The sequence below is a fragment of the Paraburkholderia phenoliruptrix genome (genome assembly GCF_019511605.1).
GTDB classification, from domain to species: domain Bacteria; phylum Pseudomonadota; class Gammaproteobacteria; order Burkholderiales; family Burkholderiaceae; genus Paraburkholderia; species Paraburkholderia phenoliruptrix_A.
This window is the reverse complement of record NZ_JAEUAV010000024.1, coordinates 66,799-82,880: the sequence shown is the minus strand read 5'-3', so window position 1 is coordinate 82,880 and position 16,082 is coordinate 66,799. Positions and strand designations below refer to the sequence as shown.

At 62.4% G+C, this 16,082-nt stretch carries 17 protein-coding genes and 1 tRNA gene; 8 read left to right on the top strand and 10 right to left on the bottom strand.

What is annotated here, in order from left to right:
- Positions 1-5 precede the first annotated feature (5 nt).
- The 6 genes from hemF to rng all read left to right on the top strand — a co-directional run bounded on the left by hemF (position 6) and on the right by rng (position 4,857).
- A complete protein-coding gene (gene hemF / locus JNB89_RS24605; protein WP_220363925.1) occupies positions 6-929 on the top strand; it encodes an oxygen-dependent coproporphyrinogen oxidase in 924 nt (307 codons plus the stop codon).
- 37 nt (positions 930-966) lie between these two features.
- On the top strand, positions 967-1,707 hold the full coding sequence (locus JNB89_RS24600) for a nicotinate-nucleotide adenylyltransferase (RefSeq protein WP_220363924.1): 741 nt from the start codon (positions 967-969) through the stop codon (positions 1,705-1,707).
- Positions 1,708-1,711: 4 nt separating this feature from the next.
- On the top strand, positions 1,712-2,167 hold the full coding sequence (gene rsfS / locus JNB89_RS24595; RefSeq protein WP_041728204.1) for a ribosome silencing factor: 456 nt from the start codon (positions 1,712-1,714) through the stop codon (positions 2,165-2,167).
- Positions 2,168-2,195: 28 nt separating this feature from the next.
- Positions 2,196-2,666, top strand: coding sequence for a 23S rRNA (pseudouridine(1915)-N(3))-methyltransferase RlmH (gene rlmH / locus JNB89_RS24590; RefSeq protein ID WP_220363923.1), 471 nt, complete (start codon positions 2,196-2,198; stop codon positions 2,664-2,666).
- A gap of 82 nt (positions 2,667-2,748) precedes the next feature.
- Entirely contained in the window at positions 2,749-3,378 is a 630-nt protein-coding gene (locus JNB89_RS24585; RefSeq protein ID WP_013339917.1) for a Maf family protein, read from the top strand.
- A 9-nt stretch (positions 3,379-3,387) separates the two neighbouring features.
- Positions 3,388-4,857 carry a ribonuclease G gene (rng, locus tag JNB89_RS24580; protein ID WP_013339918.1) on the top strand — a complete coding sequence of 490 codons (1,470 nt, stop codon included), beginning with the start codon at positions 3,388-3,390 and terminating at the stop codon, positions 4,855-4,857.
- 141 nt (positions 4,858-4,998) lie between these two features.
- Here rng and JNB89_RS24575 read toward each other — a convergent pair whose 3' ends face one another.
- Positions 4,999-5,454 carry an MEKHLA domain-containing protein gene (locus tag JNB89_RS24575; protein WP_135894895.1) on the bottom strand — a complete coding sequence of 152 codons (456 nt, stop codon included), beginning with the start codon at positions 5,452-5,454 and terminating at the stop codon, positions 4,999-5,001.
- A gap of 162 nt (positions 5,455-5,616) precedes the next feature.
- A complete protein-coding gene (locus JNB89_RS24570) occupies positions 5,617-6,561 on the bottom strand; it encodes an AraC family transcriptional regulator (protein ID WP_013339920.1) in 945 nt (314 codons plus the stop codon).
- Between the two features lie 187 nt (positions 6,562-6,748).
- On the opposite strand from JNB89_RS24570, the gene JNB89_RS24565 reads away from it, so the two are divergent.
- Positions 6,749-7,210 carry a (2Fe-2S)-binding protein gene (locus JNB89_RS24565; RefSeq protein ID WP_013339921.1) on the top strand — a complete coding sequence of 154 codons (462 nt, stop codon included), beginning with the start codon at positions 6,749-6,751 and terminating at the stop codon, positions 7,208-7,210.
- Between the two features lie 2 nt (positions 7,211-7,212).
- Entirely contained in the window at positions 7,213-9,423 is a 2,211-nt protein-coding gene (locus JNB89_RS24560; RefSeq protein ID WP_220363922.1) for a xanthine dehydrogenase family protein molybdopterin-binding subunit, read from the top strand.
- Between the two features lie 471 nt (positions 9,424-9,894).
- On the opposite strand, the gene JNB89_RS24555 is transcribed toward JNB89_RS24560, so the two are convergent.
- The 8 genes from JNB89_RS24555 to infC form a co-directional block, all read right to left on the bottom strand.
- A tRNA-Pro gene (locus tag JNB89_RS24555) sits at positions 9,895-9,971 on the bottom strand.
- A gap of 62 nt (positions 9,972-10,033) precedes the next feature.
- Entirely contained in the window at positions 10,034-10,441 is a 408-nt protein-coding gene (locus JNB89_RS24550; protein ID WP_013339923.1) for a MerR family transcriptional regulator, read from the bottom strand.
- Positions 10,442-10,487: 46 nt separating this feature from the next.
- Positions 10,488-10,898, bottom strand: a complete 411-nt coding sequence (locus tag JNB89_RS24545) for an integration host factor subunit alpha (protein ID WP_006052505.1) — start codon at positions 10,896-10,898, stop codon at positions 10,488-10,490.
- A gap of 69 nt (positions 10,899-10,967) precedes the next feature.
- Complete coding sequence (gene pheT, locus JNB89_RS24540) at positions 10,968-13,403, bottom strand: phenylalanine--tRNA ligase subunit beta (RefSeq protein WP_220363921.1); 2,436 nt, start codon at positions 13,401-13,403, stop codon at positions 10,968-10,970.
- A gap of 148 nt (positions 13,404-13,551) precedes the next feature.
- A complete protein-coding gene (gene pheS / locus JNB89_RS24535) occupies positions 13,552-14,565 on the bottom strand; it encodes a phenylalanine--tRNA ligase subunit alpha (RefSeq protein ID WP_220363920.1) in 1,014 nt (337 codons plus the stop codon).
- Positions 14,566-14,722: 157 nt separating this feature from the next.
- The gene (rplT, locus tag JNB89_RS24530) at positions 14,723-15,082 is read right to left on the bottom strand and encodes a 50S ribosomal protein L20 (protein WP_006052502.1); all 360 of its coding nucleotides are present in this window, start codon (positions 15,080-15,082) and stop codon (positions 14,723-14,725) included.
- A gap of 29 nt (positions 15,083-15,111) precedes the next feature.
- A complete protein-coding gene (gene rpmI, locus JNB89_RS24525) occupies positions 15,112-15,309 on the bottom strand; it encodes a 50S ribosomal protein L35 (RefSeq protein WP_006052501.1) in 198 nt (65 codons plus the stop codon).
- 245 nt (positions 15,310-15,554) lie between these two features.
- Positions 15,555-16,079 (bottom strand): translation initiation factor IF-3, encoded by a 525-nt coding sequence (infC, locus tag JNB89_RS24520; protein ID WP_075643713.1) that lies wholly within the window; start codon positions 16,077-16,079, stop codon positions 15,555-15,557.
- Positions 16,080-16,082 lie beyond the last annotated feature (3 nt).

The following is a 16,082-nucleotide window of genomic DNA, read 5'->3' as shown; positions in this document are numbered from 1 at the left end:
CATTGATGACCGATTCGAGCTACGACGCACAGGCCGTGCGCACCTGGCTGCAAAGCCTGCAAACCCATATCGCCGACACGCTGGGCGCTTTCGACGGCAAGCCCTTCGCCACCGACGCATGGCAGCGCACGCCCGGCGAAAAGCTGCGCGGCGGCGGCTGCACGCGCATTCTCGAAGGCGGCAACTTCTTCGAGCGAGCGGGCATCGGTTTTTCGGACGTGGCCGGCGACGCGCTGCCGGGCTCCGCGAGCGCCGCGCGCCCGCAACTGGCCGGGCGCGGCTTCGAGGCCATGGGCGTGTCGCTCGTGCTGCATCCGCACAATCCGTACTGTCCGACCGTGCATATGAACGTGCGTTTGCTGATCGCGACCAAGGCCGGCGAGGAACCGGTGTTCTGGTTCGGCGGCGGCATGGACCTGACGCCCTACTACGGCTACGAAGAAGACGCGCAGCACTTTCACCGCACCTGCCGCGACGCGCTCGAGCCTTATGGCGCCGACCTCTACCCGAGTTTCAAGCGCTGGTGCGACGAGTACTTCTTCCTCAAGCACAGGAACGAGGCGCGCGGCATAGGCGGAATTTTTTTCGACGATTACTCGGCACCGGGCTTCGAGCAATCGTTCGCGATGCTCAAAAGCGTGGGCGAGGGATTCCTCAAGGCGTACCTGCCAATCATCGAAAAGCGCCGCAACATTCCGTACGGCCAGGCCGAGCGCGATTTCCAGGCTTACCGCCGCGGACGCTACGTCGAGTTCAATCTGGTCTTCGACCGTGGCACACTGTTTGGACTGCAGAGCGGCGGACGCACCGAATCGATCCTGATGTCGATGCCGCCTGTGGCGAACTGGCGCTACAACTGGCAGCCCGAGCCGGGCACGCCCGAAGCGCGCCTTTACAGCGATTTTCTCGTGCCGCGCGAGTGGGTGTGAGCGCTCCGGACACCCGGACCCGCACACTGCCTCACACGTGGCTACGACAAAGGATCTTCACCTGAAGCCGAACGCTCATTCCGCTGCACTGCCTCGCCGGATCGGTTTGCTCGGCGGCACCTTCGACCCGATTCACGACGGCCACCTCGCGCTCGCGCGGCGTTTTGCCGACGTGCTGCGACTGACCGAGCTGGTGCTGTTGCCGGCCGGCCAGCCCTGGCAGAAAGCCGACGTGTCGCCCGCCGTGCATCGGCTTGCCATGACGCGCGCGGCGGCAAGTGAACTGAAGCTGCCCGGCGTCACGGTGCGCGTCGCAACCGACGAAATCGAGCACAACGGTCCGACCTACACGGTCGACACGCTGCAGCGCTGGCGCGAACGCGAAGGCAGCGACGCGTCGATTGCCTTGCTGATCGGCGCGGACCAACTCGTGCATCTGGACACATGGCGCGACTGGCGGCGCCTGTTCGAGTTCGCGCACATCTGCGCGGCTACCCGGCCCGGTTTCGATCTCGCGTCGATTCCGCCCGCGCTCGCGCGGGAATTCGACGCACGCTGCGCCAGCGCCGAGGTTCTGCAAGCCACACCTTGCGGCCACCTGCTGATCGACACGACGCTTGCGTTCAATGTCTCGGCCACCGACATTCGCGCGCATCTGCGCGAGCAGGTGAGCCAGCGGCTTGCCCAGGTGGGCGGCGAACAGCACGGCGAGGCCGCAAGCCATGTCCCCACCGCGGTGTGGGACTACATCCTTCAACATCATCTGTACCACCGGTAATCCTATGGATATTCGCAAACTGCAACGCGTGATTGTCGACGCTCTCGAAGACGTCAAGGCGCAAGACATCAGGGTGTTCAACACCAGCCATCTGACCGCGCTGTTCGATCGCGTGATCGTCGCGAGCGGCACCTCCAACCGGCAAACCAAGGCGCTTGCCTCGAGCGTGCGCGAAGGCGTGAAAGAAGCCGGCGGCGAGATCGTCAGCACCGAGGGCGAGGACATCGGCGAATGGGTGCTGGTGGATTGCGGCGACGCGATTGTCCACATCCTGCAGCCGGCGCTGCGCCAGTACTACAACCTCGAGGAAATCTGGGGCGAGAAGCCGGTGCGAATCAAGCTCTCCACGCCTGATCCGTTCGGCGGCGCGCGCTCGAGCGAGGCCGACGAAGAAGACGAGGACGACGAAGCGCCGGCTGCGAAAAAGCCCGCGCGCAAGACCGCCGCGCGCCGCAAGTAAGCGGCCGACCGGCACGCGGTACGAGTTCATGAAACTGCACATTCTTGCCGTCGGCCACAAGATGCCGGACTGGATTGTCACCGGCTTCGACGAATACGCGAAACGCATGCCGCCGGAGCTGCGCATCGAGCTGCGCGAGATCAAGCCGGAACAGCGCTCGTCCGGGCGGCCGGCCGAAAGTGTGATGGCCGCCGAGCGTGTAAAGATCGAAGCCGCATTGCCGAAGAACGCGCGCATCGTCGCCCTCGACGAACGCGGTAAAGACTGGACCACGATGCAGCTCGCGGGCGCCCTGCCCGGCTGGCAACAGGACGGCCGCGACGTCGCGTTTCTGATCGGCGGCGCCGACGGACTGGACCCCGAACTGAAGGCGCGCGCCGACATGCTGCTGCGCGTCTCGAGCCTCACGCTGCCGCACGCGATGGTGCGCGTGCTGCTTGCCGAACAGCTTTACCGTGCGTGGACCATCACGCAAAATCATCCGTATCATCGCGCGTGAGAGAGGTGGGCCGCGCGCCCGGGCGTTGGATGCCCGCCACCGTCATCGCGCGTTCTTCCTATCCGATTGTTCGAGACTCTTCATGCCGACCTCCGCCGCTTCGCTGCATCCGTTCGTCTATCTTGCTTCGCAGAGTCCGCGCCGCCAGGAATTGTTGCAGCAGATCGGCGTGCGTTTCGAACTGCTGTTGCCACGCCCCGATGAGGATGCCGAAGCGCTCGAAGCCGAACTGCCCGGCGAGCGCGCGCGCGACTATGTGCAGCGCGTCTGCGTGGCCAAAGCGCGTGCCGCGCATGCGCGCCTCGTGGCCGGCGCTCATGTTGCGCGGCCCATTCTCGTTGCGGACACAACGGTGACGATAGACGATGCGATTCTCGGCAAACCGCTCGACGCCGACGACGCCGCCGCGATGCTCGCACGCCTCGCGGGCCGCGCTCACGAGGTGCTGACCGCCGTCGCCGTGGTGGATGCACAAGGCGAGTTGCTGCCCACCGCGCTGTCCGTGTCGAAGGTGCGCTTTGCTGCGTTGCACGCAGACGCGATCCGCCGCTATGTAGAGAGCGGCGAGCCGCTCGGCAAGGCGGGCGCATACGGCGTGCAGGGACGCGCCGCGGAGTTTGTCGAGCATATCGACGGGTCCTATTCAGGTATCATGGGTTTGCCGCTTTTTGAAACCGCTGCCCTTCTGCGTGCAGCGCGCATCGACTTCTAGAACAACACCATGAATGAAGAGATCCTGATCAATGTCACGCCGCAGGAAACGCGCGTCGCGCTCGTCCAGCAAGGCGCCGTCCAGGAACTTCACGTCGAACGAACGCTGTCGCGCGGCCGCGTGGGCAACGTCTATCTCGGCAAGGTTGTGCGGGTGTTGCCAGGCATGCAGTCGGCGTTTATCGACATAGGTCTGGAGCGCGCCGCGTTTCTTCATGTTGCCGACATCTGGCACCCGCGCATTGCCGGCGAGCCGCAACACCAGAGCCCGCATCAGCCCATTGAAAAAATCGTGTTCGAAGGGCAGACGCTGATGGTTCAGGTGGTCAAGGACCCCATCGGCACGAAAGGCGCGCGGCTTTCCACGCAGGTGAGCATTGCCGGGCGCACGCTCGTGTATCTGCCGCAGGAGCCGCATATCGGCATTTCACAGAAGATCGAAAGCGAGGCCGAGCGCGAAGCCGTACGCGCGCGCCTGACCGCCGTGCTGCCCGCTGACGAGAAAGGCGGCTACATCGTGCGCACCATTGCCGAAGACGCGACGAGCGAAGAACTTGCCGCAGACGTCGCGTATCTGCGCAAGACGTGGGCGACGATCCTGTCGCAAGGGCAACGCATGCCGCCCACCAGTTTGCTGTATCAGGACCTGAACCTCGCGCAGCGCGTGCTGCGCGATTTCGTCAACGACGAGACCTCGCGCATTCAGGTGGATTCGCGCGAAACCTATCAGATGCTGGCCGATTTCGCGGCCGAGTTCACGCCAGCGGTATCCGCGAAACTGCATCACTACACGGGCGAGCGGCCGCTCTTCGACCTGTACAACATCGAAGCCGAAATTCAGCGCGCCCTATCGCGACGCGTGGACCTGAAGTCAGGCGGCTACCTCGTGATCGACCAGACCGAGGCGATGACTACCATCGACGTGAATACGGGCGGCTACGTCGGCGCACGCAACTTCGACGACACCATCTTCAAGACCAACCTCGAGGCGGCGCACACCATTGCGCGTCAATTGCGGCTGCGCAATCTCGGCGGCGTTATCATCATCGACTTCATCGATATGGAAAACGTCGAGCATCGCGATCAGGTGCTGAGCGAACTGAAGCGCGCGTTGTCGCGCGACCGCACGCGTGTGACGGTGAATGGTTTCTCGCAGCTTGGGCTGGTTGAGATGACGCGCAAGCGCACGCGCGAATCGCTCGCGCATGTGCTGTGCGAGCCCTGCCCGGTTTGCCAGGGCAAGGGGCAGGTGAAGACGCCGCGTACCGTTTGCTACGACGTGCTGCGCGAAATTCTGCGCGAATCGCGGCAGTTCAATCCGCGCGAGTTCCGCGTGGTTGCGTCGCAGCAGGTGATCGATCTTTTCCTGGAAGAAGAGTCGCAGCATCTCGCGATGTTGATCGACTTTATAGGCAAGCCGGTTTCGCTGCAGGTGGAGTCGAATCTGAGTCAGGAGCAGTACGACATTGTGCTGATGTAGAGGCGGCGCTTCGAGATGGCCTGCGCACCGGCCACTCACTGAGGCGATGCCAAAGAAAAAGGCCTTATGGATATGCAATCTATAAGGCAAGCGGCATCACGTTCGCCACCGCAAGCGCGTCACGACCCGCGCAGTCCATCTTCAGAGCGCCGTCACTTGCGGAATCATGGCGGCCTGCCCGCGCAGCACGCCTGAGTCGTCGAACAACTGCCAGACGGTTGCGTTTTCGATCCAGAAGCGCTGCCCGCCCTTCGCGATGCGAATGCCGCGGTACCCGGTGACAAACCCGTCGCGCGTCACCTGGTCGAGGAACGCCTGGCGCGCCGCGCGTTCAGGCGATTGCGCCGACAGGCGCGAGCGCAGAGCCGTGATCTCGTTCCAGTCGTATCCGAAAATCGCTTGCGCTCGCGAGTTGCCGTAGATGAAGACAGGATCGGTTTGCGTATCGTGCGCGAGGAGCCCAAAGGGCGCCGCTGCGTAAAGCCATGTAGCGCCTTCGGTGTCGCTCATACCGGCCGGCACGAGCGATTTACCGAGCAGACGCTGATAGCTGTTCGTCACGAGGCGAAAAAAATCGACGTCCGTGCTCGATCGCATCGTAGTGTTTCCTCTATCTCTGGTTTTCTCAAGTCAACGCAATGGCGCGGCGGCCACGCCGTGCGCACACATGCGCTTCCAGTTGCCATATTTACAGCCGTACTCCAACAGCCTGGCGCGCACTTCGGCTTGTCGCGTCGAGCGCGCGCCTTCGCGCGAACCTTACTCGCCGTATCCCACCCCGTTCCGGCGGCGCAGTTGCACCACATCGCGAAGCGGAGGCGCCCCAAAGAGCCGGCTATATTCCCGGCTGAATTGAGATGGGCTGTCATACCCGACCCTGATGGCCACCGAGCCGACATCCCCGTGCTGGCCGAGCAACAGTTTGCGAGCCTCGTGCAACCGCAGTTGCTTCTGATATTGCAGCGGACTCAGCGTCGTGACGTTCTTGAAATGATGATGGAACGACGACACGCTCATGTTCACCTCCTGCGCCAGCATCTCGACCCGCAAAACCTCGGTGTAGTGATTCTGGATCCACTCGATGGCCCGCGCGATCCGGTACGTCTGGCTGCCGTTCACGGCGATGTGCCGCAGCCGCTTGCCCTGCTCGCTCGTCATCAGCCGGTAGAGCAATTCCTTCTCGATGAGCGGCGCGAGAACCGGGATGTCACCCGGAGTATCGAGCAATCGCACGAGCCGCAGCGCTGCGTCGAAAACAGCCGCCGACAGCGAGCCAACGGCGATGCCTTCGCCCGCCGACACGGCACCCGGTTCCGGCAAACGCAATTGCGTCGCCAGTTCGGCGATGCACTGCGGATCGAGCGTGAGCTTCACGCACAGATAAGGCGCGTCGGCGGACGCTCGCGTAACGTGCGAGGTCATCGGCAGATCGACGGACGTCACGAGGCAGTGAAGATGATCGTAGTCGTAAGCCTGCCCCGCCACCACGACCCGCTTGGCGCCTTGCGCCGCAAACACGAACGCCGAACTCGTCACGCCGCAGCCAAGATCGGTGGGCGCCGAGTAGCGGTAGAAGCTCAGCGAGGGAATCGCCGTCTGATGCGCACCGTCCACCGGCGCAAAGCGGCTCACGAGCGCGGCGAGTTCGCGGCGTGCTGCTTCGCGCGACGCGCAGGTATCCAGGCCGGAAGAACTCTGTTCCATGTGCATTGAACTCCGTTGACGGAATCGAGCATACCCAGGCAGTGCCGGTGCAGCCACGGCTCGTCTGCTCGATTTGCAGCATTGTTCAACTTTTTTGCAGGATTGTGTAAGCGCAAAGGCTAGAGGTCCGTCACACTGCCGCGTACACCCGGCACCAGGTTTCGGGCTTTCCCCACGGAGAGGTTTCATGTCTACATCGTTTGTCCTCAACGGCAAGAACGTTACGCTCGATGCCGATCCCACCACGCCGCTACTCTGGGCGATCCGCGAGAACGCGGGCCTGCACGGCACGAAGTTCGGCTGCGGCATGGCGCAATGCGGCGCCTGCACGGTTCATCTGGAAGGCGAGGCCACACGTTCGTGCGTGCTGCCGCTCGCCGCCGTCGCGGGCAAGCGAATCACGACCATCGAAGGCATTGCAAGCCGGCCCGCGAAAGCTATCCAGGCCGCATGGGTCAAGCTGCAGGTGCCGCAGTGCGGATACTGTCAGTCTGGACAGATCATGTCCGCGACAGCTTTGCTCGAACACAACGCCACACCTACCGACGCCGATATCGACGCAGCGATGAACGGCAATCTGTGCCGCTGCGCGACCTACACCCGCATACGCGCGGCCATTCACGAAGCCGCTGCCACCCTGAAGGCCTGACCATGACGACCGGATCAGATTTCACTGACGCAGTACGTCCGTCGCGCCGGACCTTCCTGAAAGCAGCCGGCAGCGTCGCCGCAGTCGGCCTCACCATTGGCTTCGAGTGGGCGGGCACGGGCCGCCGCGCGCTCGCCGCCACGCTACCCAACGCGACGTTCGCCCCCAACGCGTTCCTGCGCGTCGCGCCGGACAACGGCGTGACGGTCATCGCGAAGCACGTCGAGATGGGCCAGGGCGCATACACCGGTATCGCGACGATCGTCGCAGAAGAGCTTGACGCAAACTGGCAAGACGTACGTGTCGAAAGCGCGCCCGCCGACGCGAAGCGCTACGCGAACCTTGCGTTCGGCACGATACAAGGCACAGGCGGCAGTTCGGCGATGGCCAACTCGTGGATGCAATTGCGCGAAGCCGGCGCGAAAGCGCGTGCGATGCTGGTCTCCGCCGCTGCCGCGCAGTGGCAGGTGCCCGCAACCGAGCTGGAGACGCGCGACGGCAGCGTCCACCACGCGGCCACGAAGCGGAGCGCGACCTATGGCTCGCTTGCGTCGGCTGCGGCCCGCTTGCCGGTGCCGGAGAAGGTCGCGCTCAAATCGCCGAAAGACTTCCGTTTGATCGGCCATCAGCTGCCGCGCGTCGACGTGCCGCCGAAAACCGACGGCACCGCACAGTTCACGCTCGACGTCACGTTGCCCGGCATGCTGGTCGCGTTGCTGCAGCGTCCGCCGCTCTTCGGTGCGACGGTCAAGTCATTCGATGCGTCGGCTGCGAAAGCCGTGCCGGGCGTCGTCGCGGTCGTACAGGTGCCGGGCGGCGTCGCAGTGGTTGCGAAGGGCTTCTGGCCGGCGAAACAGGGCCGCGATGCGCTGAAGATCGAATGGGACGATTCGAAGGCCGAAAAGCGCAGCTCTGACGCGATCATGGCCGAATACCGACAGCTCGCCGAGCAACCCGGTGCATCCGCCCGCAAGGACGGCAATGCGACGCAGGCGCTCGCGAGCGCGGCGAAGAGGGTCTCCGCCACCTACGCCTTCCCGTACCTCGCTCACGCGCCGATGGAGCCACTCGACGCCGTCGTCAAGCTCACTGCCGACAGTTGCGAGATCTGGGCCGGCGACCAGTTCCAGACCGTTGACCAGGCCAATGCCGCACGCACGGCTGGGCTCGATCCGCAACAGGTGAAGATTCACACGCTCTATGCAGGCGGCAGCTTCGGGCGGCGTGCGAATACGCGCTCGGACTATATCGTCGAAGCCGTGTCGATTGCCCGTGCGCTGGGTGCGAACGGCACGCCGGTCAAACTGCAATGGACCCGCGAGGACGACATTCACGGCGGCCTCTACCGGCCGATGTACTTCCACAAGCTCGACGCGGGCCTGAGCGCGGACGGCAAGCTCGTCGGCTGGCGGCACCGGATTGTCGGCCAGTCGATCCTCGCCGGCACGCCGTTCGCAAGCGTCATGGTCAAGAACGGCATAGACGCGACGTCCGTCGAGGGCGCCGCGAACGTGGCGTATGCGATTCCCAACATCTCCGTCGAACTGACGACCACGCAGACCGGTGTGCCGGTGCTGTGGTGGCGGGTAGTCGGCAGCTCGCACACGGCATTCGCGGTCGAGGCGTTCATTGACGAAGCCGCGCACGCCGCGGGCAAGGACCCGTTCCTTTTCCGCCGCGATCTGCTCGCGCACGAACCGCGCATGCGGGCCGTGCTCGAACTCGCCGCGCAGAAAGCGGGCTGGGACCCTGCCAAACCGTTACCTAAAGGCCGCGGGCGCGGCATCGCGGTCGCCGAGGCGTTCAAGACGTTCGTCGCGCAGGTCGCGGAAGTCTCCGTTGGCGAGGACGGTAGCGTGAAGGTGGAGCGCGTGGTCTGTGCGGTGGATTGCGGCACGCCAATCAATCCCGACATCATCGCGGCCCAGATGGAAGGCGGGATTGGTTTCGGCCTCGGCGCCGCGTTGCACAGCGCGATCACGCTAAAGGACGGCAAGGTCGAGCAGAACAATTTCGACGCCTACCAGGTGCTGCGAATTGCCGAGATGCCGAAGGTCGAAGTGCATATCGTGCCATCCGGCGAAGCGCCGACCGGCGTCGGCGAGCCGGGTGTCGCGCCCGTCGGGCCGGCGGTCGCGAACGCGATTTTTGCGGCTACTGGCAAACGGGTTTACAGCTTGCCGTTCCCCACCGCTGGGGAAAAGAGCGCCTGACGGGCGTTGCTTCACGGTCCGTTAGACATGCGCCGTACCCCGCCCGGGGGCGGCGCTTTTTTGTCCGGCATGCCGGGAGCGCTTTCGTGCGCGACATGGGGAACAATTCGCGACGGTGCTGGATATCGGAGCCCTGTTGTTCTTCGCTTCGGTTCTTCGGTTCTTCGCTTCGGTTCAGGATTCGGTGCGAATCAACAATGAGCGCAGTCGATTCGACCGCTGTGACTACTACGTAGCGCTTGTCATCGGCGACGCGACCACATTTCGAACGGCCGGCGAACCGTGTGCGACAGAGCGAAGTCGCCCGAACTGAAGACCGAACGCGCACAAGCTCCCCGCCGCCGGAAGTTCTACCATGTTGAGATGCGAGCCCTTTCTTGTGCGGGGGCAAACGTGGAGGCAAACATGCGGACAAGATCGGTCCAACGAAAAAGGCCTTATGGACATGCATCCATAAGGCCTTGATTTCTTTGGTCGGGGCGAGAGGATTTGAACCTCCGACCACCTGCACCCCATGCAGGTACGCTACCAGGCTGCGCTACGCCCCGAACAGCAAGAAATTATAACAGACACTTCATTCGATGAGAACCGCCCCGCGTGAACAAACCCGTTAGCGATTGAGCAGATCGATCACATGCAGCAGTTCCTTGCGCAACTGCTCGACATCGACAGCAACCGTGGTCGGCGCCGGCGGTGCGATCCCTTCGACATGCTCGCCTGCTTCAGCCGGCGCACCGTGCGCGCCGCCGCCATGTGACTCGAGCCGGTTGCGTGCACCGTTGATCGTGAAGCCTTGCTCGTACAACAACTCGCGGATGCGCCGGATCAACAGCACTTCATGATGCTGATAGTACCGGCGATTGCCGCGCCGCTTGACCGGCCGCAACTGCGTAAACTCCTGCTCCCAATAGCGCAGCACGTGCGGCTTGACACCGCATAGTTCGCTGACCTCACCAATTGTGAAGTAGCGTTTCGCCGGAATCGGAGGCAAGACGACTTTTTCCATCGTCGCTGTCATCGTCAGTTAGCCGTCGTGGTGGGTTGCGCAGGAACGCGCCAGTCGATCAGCGCGTAAAGCTCGCTTCTGCGCCGTTCTCGACCAGGGCCTTCAGCTTTTGACTTGCATGGAACGTCACAACGCGGCGCGCGGCAATGGGAATTGCCTCGCCGGTTTTCGGGTTCCGGCCCGGGCGCTGCGGCTTGTCACGCAACTGGAAGTTGCCGAAGCCCGAGAGCTTGACGCTGTCGCCGCTCTCCAGCGCGTCGCGAATCACCTCGAAGAACGCCTCGACCATGTCTTTCGCTTCCCGCTTGTTGAGCCCGACATTGTCGAACAGCAACTCGGCAAGTTCCGCTTTGGTGAGCGTCGGCGTTTCAGTTGAAACGGCGGCGGGTGATGTCGGAATTTCTCGAATCATGGCGCTGCGTTGCGCCGTAAGAAGGGCTTCGAAATCACTCGAGTTCATTTCATTCATATCTATCAAATGGCGCGCCAGACAGAAAACAAAGGATGCGGAAACAGCCGTGCAATTGTTAAATGCGGGTTATCCGCGCAACCGTGCGCCATATACTCGAGCCAGACGTTCCACCAGAGTCTGAATGGCCAGATCGACCGTTTCGTCCTGAAGGGTCCCGCCAGTATCTTGCAAGGTAACCCGGAACGCAAGGCTTTTCTCGTGAGCCGCCAGACCGCCGGAAGTATTTGATTTTGGACGGAATTCGTCAAAAAGCGCAACCTTCTGAACGGTCTTGCAGGCAGGCTCCGACTGGGCCGCCTGAAGCTCGTCGAGCAGCGCCTGGACCTCGATTTTTTGATCGACGACCACCGCGATATCGCGTCGCACCGGCGGGAATTTGGACACTTCCGACGGTGTGGGCAACACGCGCTGCATTAATGCGTCGGCTTCAAGTTCAAACAGAATTGGCGCATGCGGTAAATCATATTTTTGCATCCAGCGCGGATGCAGTTCGCCAATCCAGCCGATCGCGCGACCATTCAGTTCAATGCGTGCGCTGCGCCCCGGATGCAGCGCCGGATGCTCCGCTTTCACGAAGCGCGCTACTGCCGGCGCAAGCAGCGCCTCGACGTCGGCTTTCACGTCGAAGTAGTCGACCGTGCGCGCGGGCGCGCCCCATTGCTCTTCGAGTGCCGGACCGTAGGCGAGGCCGCCGATCATCTTCGGCTGCGCGAAGCCTTCCACGGTCAGTTCACCGGCCTTGATCGACGGATCGTGCAGAAACACGCGGCCCGCTTCGAACACGCGCACGCGGTCGGCGGCACGCCGGTTCAGATTCGTGCGCAGCACGTGAATCAGGCTGCCGAACAGCGTAGTGCGCATGACCGACAACTGGCTCGCGATGGGGTTCAGCAGGCGCACGGGCTTGTCGTTGCCCGCGAAGTCCTGCTCCCACTCGGCATCCACGAAACTGAAATTCACCGTTTCCGCGTAGTCGCGTGCGGCGAGTGTGTGGCGGATCGTGTGGATCGAGCGGCGCGTTTCGTTGGTGGCGCGCATCTCGCTCTTTGCGACCGGTGGCCGCGCGGGAATCTTTTCGAAGCCGTAAATACGCGCGACTTCCTCGATCAGATCTTCTTCGATTTCAATATCGAAGCGGTATGACGGCGGCATCACCGAGAACGTGTCGCCGTCGCGCTCGAATGGAAGGCCAAGGCGCGTGAAGATCTGCGCGATCTCGTCCGCCCCGATTGCTACGCCGATGATGCGGTTGGCGCGCGACACGCGCATCTTCACCGGCTCGCGCTTGGGCACGTTGACGACCTGGTCGTCCACCGGACCTGCCTCGCCGCCGCAAATATCCAGGATCAGTTGTGTAATGCGCTCGATATGTTCGACGGTGGTCGCGTAGTCGACGCCGCGCTCGAAGCGATGGCCGGCGTCCGTCGAGAAGTTGTACTTGCGCGAGCGGCCACGAATGCTGTCGGGCCACCAGAATGCGGCTTCAAGATAAATGTTGGTGGTGTCCAGCGTGACGGCCGTGCTGTCGCCGCCCATGATGCCGGCGAGACTTTCGATATGCTGCTCGTCCGCGATCACGCCGACGGTTTCGTCGAGTTCGACCGTGTTGCCGTTCAGCAGCTTCAGCGTTTCGCCTTTGCGGCCCCAGCGCACGTCCATGCCACCGTGGATCTTGTCGAGATCGAACACATGCGACGGACGGCCCAGCTCGAGCATCACGTAATTGGAGATGTCGACAAGCGCCGAGATGCTGCGCTGACCGGAACGCTCCAGACGTTCGACCATCCATTGCGGTGATTTCGCACGCGCATTCACACCGCGGATGACGCGGCCTGAGAAGCGACCGCAAAGATCGGGCGCCGAAATTTTGACCGGCAAGGTCTCGTCAAGCTTGACTTCGACGGGCTTGATCTCGAGCGGTCGCAACGGCGCGCCGGTGATCGCGGAAGTTTCGCGCGCCACTCCGAACACGGACAGGCAGTCGGCCTTGTTCGGCGTCAGCTTGATCTCGAAGATGGTGTCGTCGAGATTGAGCGTTTCGCGGATGTCCTGGCCAATCGGCGTATCTTCCGGCAGGATCATGAGGCCGCTATGATCTTCGGAAAGCTTCAGTTCACGTGCCGAGCACAACATGCCCTGGCTTTCCACGCCGCGCAGCTTCGACAGCCTGATCGCGAACGGTGCGCCGCCCTCTTCGGCCGGCGGCAGTTGCGCGCCGACCAGCGCGACCGGCACCTTGATGCCGGGCGCCACGTTCGGCGCACCGCATACGATGTTCAGCGTAGCGCCGGTGCCTGCGTTGACCTGGCAGACGTTGAGCTTGTCCGCATCCGGATGCTTGACGACTTCCAGCACCTGACCGACCACGATCTTCGAGGTCGGCGGCGCGGCCGGTCGCAGGTCTTCCACTTCGAGACCGGCCATCGTCAAGGCGTGCGACAGCTCGTCCGTCGTCAGTTGCGGATCGACAAAGGTTCTCAGCCAGGATTCCGGGAATTGCATGGTTCTGTGTACGTTCTGATCGGGTTAGGTCCGCATGAGGCAGGGCCAGCTTCGCTGAAAGTCACTGCCGGGACGCTTTGGCGGCTCGCACTTTCGGGTGCATCGCCGCGCTCTATGCAAAGCGCGCCGCGCGCGCTCACACACTCACTCAGGCAAATTGACGCAGGAAGCGCAGGTCGTTTTCAAAGAACAGACGCAAGTCCTGCACGCCGTAGCGCAACATGGTGAGCCGCTCGAGGCCGCTGCCGAATGCAAAGCCGATGTAGCGCTCCGGGTCGAGACCCATGTTGCGGATCACCGTGGGGTGCACCTGGCCTGAGCCCGAAATCTCGAGCCACTTGCCCGCGTTCTTGCCCGTTTCGAACAGCATGTCGATCTCAGCCGACGGTTCGGTAAACGGAAAGTACGACGGACGGAAACGAACCTGAATATCGTCGCGCTCGAAGAACTTCCTGAGAAAGTCGGTATAGACACCCTTCAGGTCCGCGAAGCTGATGTTCTCGTCGATCCACAGACCTTCGACCTGATTGAACATGGGCGAGTGAGTCGCGTCGCTGTCCACACGGTAGGTGCGGCCCGGCACGATAACCTTGATGGGCGGCGTGTTGGTGCGCGCGTAGCGCACCTGCATCGGGCTCGTGTGCGTGCGCAGCAGCAACTGGCGGCCGTCGGCGTCTTTGCCGTCCACATAGAAAGTGTCCTGCATTGAACGCGCCGGATGATTTTCCGGGCTGTTCAGCGAGGTGAAGTTGTACCAGTCGGTTTCGATCTCGGGGCCGTCGGCCACGTCGAATCCAATGCTGCCGAAAATCTGTTCGACGCGCTCCCACGTGCGCATGACCGGGTGCAGGCTGCCCGTATTGGCGCCGCGACCCGGCAAGGTGACGTCGATCGCTTCAGCGGCGAGGCGCTGGTTCAGCAACGCGTCGGCCAGCGCCTGACGGCGTGCCGTCAACGCGGCTTCGACTTGTTGTTTGACGAGGTTGATCCGTGCGCCTTCGGTCTTGCGCGTTTCGGGATCGAGTTTGCCAAGGCCCTTCAACAGTTCGGTCAGCGCGCCCGACTTGCCGAGAAAGCGTGCTTTCTCGTTTTCGAGCGTGGTGACGTCGGAGGCTTCTGCGAAGGCGTTTTGCGCGTCGGCGACAATCTGGTCCAGATCCATTGATCCCATCATTTCAACGTCAGTGTTCTATCGAAACAAACCGGTTCTACCAACAAAAACGGGGCTCGGTGAGGAGCCCCGTTTTTGTTGCAGCGTCACCGAGACTACCGGATGTTCGCTGCAACGAACCACGCAGTGTTAATTGCCAGAAGCGCAATCAGGCTGCAACGGCGGCTTTCACCTGCTGAACGATCGCAGCAAAAGCAGCCTTGTCGAACACAGCCATGTCGGCCAGCACCTTGCGGTCGAGTTCGATCGAAGCCTTCTTCAGGCCGTTGATGAACACGCTGTACGTCATGTCGTGCTGACGCACCGCCGCGTTGATACGCGTGATCCACAGTGCGCGGAACACACGCTTCTTGTTGCGGCGATCGCGGTAGGCGTACTGGCCTGCGCGCATGACCGCCTGCTTGGCGATGCGATAGACGTTATTGCGACGGCCGCGGTAACCCTTGGCCAGCTTGATGATCTTCTTGTGACGGGCCCGTGCGGTAACCCCACGTTTGACTCGAGGCATGTCTTGCTCCTATGAGTTTCGGTTAAGGGTTAAGCGAACGGCAGCATTGCGCGCACGGAGTTCAGATCGGAATCATGAACTGCCGTCGAACCGCGCAGATGGCGTTTGTTCTTGGTGGTCTTCTTGGTAAGAATGTGGCGCTTGAAGGCCTGACCGCGCTTGACGGTACCGCCCGGACGCACCACGAAGCGCTTCGCAGCACTCTTCTTGGTCTTCATCTTCGGCATGACAACTCCATTATTAGATGGATATGGGTGTGCGGTCGGCCAGATGGCCATTACCCGCCCTTCGAAACCCACTCCACTTGGTATGCAGACCGCCGATACCGCCGGCAGCCGCTTTTCGGGAAACGACGCGCATTTGCACGAGCGCCGCTCCGAAACCTGCTGTCGCCGCACCGGATACCCGGCGCGGCGACATTATCTTTGACAACCAGAACTCGCGCCTCATGGCGCGCCGCCGCTCTGACCGTTTACTTCTTTTTCTTCGGAGCGAGCACCATGATCATCTGGCGCCCTTCCATTTTCGGCATTTGCTCGACCTGACCAACTTCGTCGAGATCGGTGCGCAGGCGTTCCAGCATGCGCATGCCAATTTCCTGGTGAGCCATTTCGCGGCCACGGAAACGCAACGTGATTTTCGTCTTGTCGCCGTCTTCGAGGAAGCGGACGAGGTTACGCAGCTTGACGTTGTAGTCGCCGTCGTCGGTACCCGGGCGGAATTTGACTTCCTTGACCTGGATGACCTTCTGCTTGAGCTTCGCCTCGTGTTGCTTCTTCGCTTCCTGGTACTTGAACTTGCCGTAGTCCATCAAACGGCAAACCGGCGGGACCGCTTGAGGAGCGATTTCGACCAGATCCACATCTTGCTGTTCCGACATGCGGAACGCATCAGCGAGCTTCACGATGCCGAGCGGTTCGTTCTCGACTCCGACCAGACGCACCTCGGGTGCCGTAATTTCACCGTTGATGCGGTGCGCAGACTTATCAGTAGCGATGTT

Excerpts from the sequence above, each read along its gene's own strand:
- hemF (WP_220363925.1), top strand. The coding sequence starts at position 6 with ATGACCGATTCGAGCTACGACGCACAGGCCGTGCGCACCTGGCTGCAA.
- pheT (WP_220363921.1), bottom strand. The coding sequence starts at position 13,403 with ATGCAATTCCCGGAATCCTGGCTGAGAACCTTTGTCGATCCGCAACTG.
- JNB89_RS24575 (WP_135894895.1), bottom strand. The coding sequence starts at position 5,454 with ATGCGATCGAGCACGGACGTCGATTTTTTTCGCCTCGTGACGAACAGC.
- rng (WP_013339918.1), top strand. The coding sequence starts at position 3,388 with ATGAATGAAGAGATCCTGATCAATGTCACGCCGCAGGAAACGCGCGTC.
- rpmI (WP_006052501.1), bottom strand. The coding sequence starts at position 15,309 with ATGCCGAAGATGAAGACCAAGAAGAGTGCTGCGAAGCGCTTCGTGGTG.
- rsfS (WP_041728204.1), top strand. The coding sequence starts at position 1,712 with ATGGATATTCGCAAACTGCAACGCGTGATTGTCGACGCTCTCGAAGAC.
- JNB89_RS24545 (WP_006052505.1), bottom strand. The coding sequence starts at position 10,898 with ATGAATGAAATGAACTCGAGTGATTTCGAAGCCCTTCTTACGGCGCAA.
- JNB89_RS24585 (WP_013339917.1), top strand. The coding sequence starts at position 2,749 with ATGCCGACCTCCGCCGCTTCGCTGCATCCGTTCGTCTATCTTGCTTCG.
- JNB89_RS24550 (WP_013339923.1), bottom strand. The coding sequence starts at position 10,441 with ATGACAGCGACGATGGAAAAAGTCGTCTTGCCTCCGATTCCGGCGAAA.
- JNB89_RS24570 (WP_013339920.1), bottom strand. The coding sequence starts at position 6,561 with ATGGAACAGAGTTCTTCCGGCCTGGATACCTGCGCGTCGCGCGAAGCA.
- rplT (WP_006052502.1), bottom strand. The coding sequence starts at position 15,082 with ATGCCTCGAGTCAAACGTGGGGTTACCGCACGGGCCCGTCACAAGAAG.
- JNB89_RS24565 (WP_013339921.1), top strand. The coding sequence starts at position 6,749 with ATGTCTACATCGTTTGTCCTCAACGGCAAGAACGTTACGCTCGATGCC.
- JNB89_RS24560 (WP_220363922.1), top strand. The coding sequence starts at position 7,213 with ATGACGACCGGATCAGATTTCACTGACGCAGTACGTCCGTCGCGCCGG.
- pheS (WP_220363920.1), bottom strand. The coding sequence starts at position 14,565 with ATGGATCTGGACCAGATTGTCGCCGACGCGCAAAACGCCTTCGCAGAA.
- rlmH (WP_220363923.1), top strand. The coding sequence starts at position 2,196 with ATGAAACTGCACATTCTTGCCGTCGGCCACAAGATGCCGGACTGGATT.